This is a genomic window from Ligilactobacillus sp., from assembly GCF_036846325.1.
Taxonomy (GTDB): domain Bacteria; phylum Bacillota; class Bacilli; order Lactobacillales; family Lactobacillaceae; genus Ligilactobacillus.
Map to the genome: position 1 here is coordinate 38,365 of NZ_DAIUCE010000002.1, position 3,418 is coordinate 41,782.

The 3,418-nt window shown below is 43.4% G+C and carries 2 protein-coding genes; both read left to right on the top strand.

Annotated features, from left to right (window positions below):
* The first annotated feature begins 232 nt into the window (after positions 1-232).
* Entirely contained in the window at positions 233-2,062 is a 1,830-nt protein-coding gene (locus V7Z60_RS00525) for an aminotransferase class I/II-fold pyridoxal phosphate-dependent enzyme (protein ID WP_334115500.1), read from the top strand.
* Positions 2,063-2,190: 128 nt separating this feature from the next.
* Positions 2,191-3,282 carry an aspartate-semialdehyde dehydrogenase gene (gene asd / locus V7Z60_RS00530; RefSeq protein ID WP_334115501.1) on the top strand — a complete coding sequence of 364 codons (1,092 nt, stop codon included), beginning with the start codon at positions 2,191-2,193 and terminating at the stop codon, positions 3,280-3,282.
* The last annotated feature ends 136 nt before the right edge of the window (positions 3,283-3,418 follow it).

Below are 3,418 nucleotides of genomic sequence, written 5' to 3' on the forward strand. Positions count from 1 at the left end.
GTATATATAATTGTTTTTGGTACAATTGAAAATGTTTAGATTAAATTCGGATTGTGAATTTAATTATGCCCAGCCTCTGGTTGACTCAGCGGGGCTTCAAAACAGCACTTGACTTAAAGTCAACTTCATGTAATACAATATACATTATGTGGATGTACAGACTTCGTGTCACGTCATTTTTCAGGCAGCGTCTGTTTTGTCCAATCACGGAAAATAGCTGGAGGAAATTTAAATGAACGAATATTATGAAGGTGAACGCTCTTTATTTTGTGCAAAAGGTCTTGAGATTGAAGGCGCAACGTTCGGGCCGGGTGAATCCCCGCTTAAGGAAAGCGAAGACATCAGACTTGACACGACAATTTTCAAATGGAAATATCCGCTTTGGTACAGCAAAAACATTGTTGTCAAGGATTCAATTTGGGAAACGATGGCCCGCTCGGGAATATGGTATACCGATTCCATCAAGGTTTCAGACACCGTTTTTCAGGCACCCAAGAATTTCAGACGTTGTCGAGGCGTCGAGCTGGACAATGTTTATTTTGCCGATGCTGAAGAAACACTTTGGAGCTGTGATGATGTCAGATTGACCAATGTGCGCGCACACGGAGATTATTTTGGAATGAACAGTTCGAATGTTTCAATTGAAAACCTTGATCTTGTCGGAAATTACTGCTTCGATGGCGGTAAAAACATTGAAGTTCACAATTCACGTTTTGTTTCCAAGGATGCATTCTGGAATTGCGAAAACGTGACGATATATGGTTCGGTCATCAACGGAGAATATCTGGCCTGGAATACCAGGAATCTCACGTTGATCAACTGTACAATTGAAAGCAATCAGGGACTTTGCTACATTGAAGGACTCACGTTGATAAACTGCAGACTTTTGAGAACCGATTTATGCTTTGAATATTGTTCAGAGATTGATGCTGACGTTACGAGTGACATCTTAAGCATCAAAAACCCCTTAAGCGGAAAAATCAGCGCAAGATCCATCGGAGAAATCATTGAAGCAATTGAAGAGAAGGCACACTTTGGAGTCTTTGGTTACGAAGAACCCGGCGAAGAGTATTTTTCTGCAGTTTCTTCGTGGTATTCAAGAGAACATGGAATATCAGTCAATCCTGACTGGATGATTTTTGCAACGGGAGTCGTTCCTGCAATTTCATCACTTGTCAGACGACTGACATCAGTTGGGGACAATGTCTTGGTTCAGGCTCCGGTCTATAATATCTTTTTCAATTCGATCGTCAACAACGGACGGCACATTGTCTCAAGCGACTTGTTTTTTGACCGAAACAGGCTGGAGTATCGCATAGACTGGCACGATCTTGAAACGAAATTGTCTGATCCGCTGACCAATATGATGATTCTATGCAATCCGCATAATCCGATCGGGAAAATCTGGAGCAGATCGGATTTGAGAAAAATCTCCGATCTGTGTTTGAAATACAGTGTAAAGCTTGTCAGTGACGAGATTCATGGTGACGTGACGTTTCCTGAGAAGAAGTATAACTCTCTTCTTTGTCTTGAAAGTGAACGCTTAAAAAATGCAGTCGTTCTCGTTTCTCCAAGCAAGGCCTTCAATGTGGCATCATTGCATGCGGCAACCGTTATTGTTCCGGATGAAAACCTTAAGGCACAGGTTTCGCGAGGACTGAACAGCGAAGAACTTGCCGAGCCTAACCTGATGGCTTTGCCCGCTTCGATTGCGGCATACGAGAAAGGAGGAGACTGGCTGCATGCATTGCAAAGAAGGCTTTTGAAGAACAAGCTGATCGTTGAAGAATACATTTCAGAACAAATTCCTGACATCTGCCTGATTGATTCTGAAGCAACGTATCTGCTATGGATTTACTGCGGAGACATCACCGAAAATTCTTCTGAACTGGCTGCTGAAATTCGTTCTGAAACGGGGCTTTATCTGTCATCCGGAAGTCAGTATCACGGAAACGGAAATTTGTTTTTACGGATGAACATCGCATGTCCGGAAGCCGTGCTTAAGGATGGCCTTGAAAGACTGAGGAAAGGGATAGAGATTTTCAAGGGCAGGCACAATTGACTTCTGATGGTTGATTGCTGCATCCGTCGGGAAAATATCGGAAAAATTCGTCAAGCACTTGTATTTCAGCCATTATTCAACTATTATTATGTAAAAGACACTCTGAAAATGTGAAACGAGGTATGATTATGAGTGAAAAGTTAAGAGTCGGTGTCATCGGGGCTACCGGGATGGTAGGACAGCGTTATATTTCCTTGCTGGAAGATCATCCGTGGTTTGATGTGACTTGCGTAGCGGCGAGTCCTAGAAGTGCGGGCAAAACGTATGCCGAAGCGGTCAAGGGACGCTGGCGCATGGATAAACCGATTCCTGAAAAAGTTCGAGACCTTGTTGTACTGAATGCAAATGAAGTTGAAAAGGTTGCTTCGGAGGTGGATTTCGTATTTTCTGCCGTAAGCATGTCGAAGGATGAAATCAAGAAAATTGAAGAAGAATACGCAAAGACTGAAACGCCGGTTGTTTCGAATAACAGCGCTCATCGTTGGACACCGGATGTTCCGATGATTGTCCCGGAAATCAATCCTGACCATACGGACGTCATCAAGTATCAGCGTGAACGCTTAGGCACAAAGAAGGGCTTTATCGCGGTAAAGCCCAACTGTTCGATTCAAAGCTATGCTCCGGCATTGTCTGCCTGGCTGAAGTTTGAACCTTACGAAGTGATTGCAACGACATATCAGGCGATTTCCGGTGCCGGAAAGACGTTTGCTGACTGGCCTGAAATGGAAGGAAACATCATTCCGTTTATTTCAGGTGAAGAAGAAAAATCGGAAAAGGAACCGCTCAGAATCTGGGGGCATGTCGATGACGAAAAAAAGGCAATCGTTCCGGCAGAAAGTCCGGTGATCACGACACAATGCGTCCGCGTTCCTATTCTTTACGGACATACGGCGGCCGCCTTTGTCAAGTTCAGACAGAATCCTTCAAAGGAAGAATTAGTGCAGGCACTGCTCGAATATAGGGGCGTTCCTCAGGAGCTGGGTCTTCCAAGCGCTCCTAAGCAGTTTATCCAGTATATGACGGAAGACGATCGTCCTCAAGTCAAACTGGATGTAAACTTTGAAAATGGGATGGGCGTTTCAATCGGCCGTCTTCGTAAAGACAAGGTTTACGATTGGAAATTCATCGGTTTGTCCCATAATACTGCTCGTGGTGCAGCCGGCGGCGCAATTGAGTGTGCTGAACTTTTGAAGGCACAGGGGTATATTACTAAAAAATAACATTACTCGTTATCAAGATCTCGCAAGCGTTTCTGTTTTCGCTGCGAGATTTTTTGTAATGTAAGCGATATGTATTTATTACATATTTTATTTGTGAATTATATACATGATAACCTTTTTGTTGATAATTCTTTTT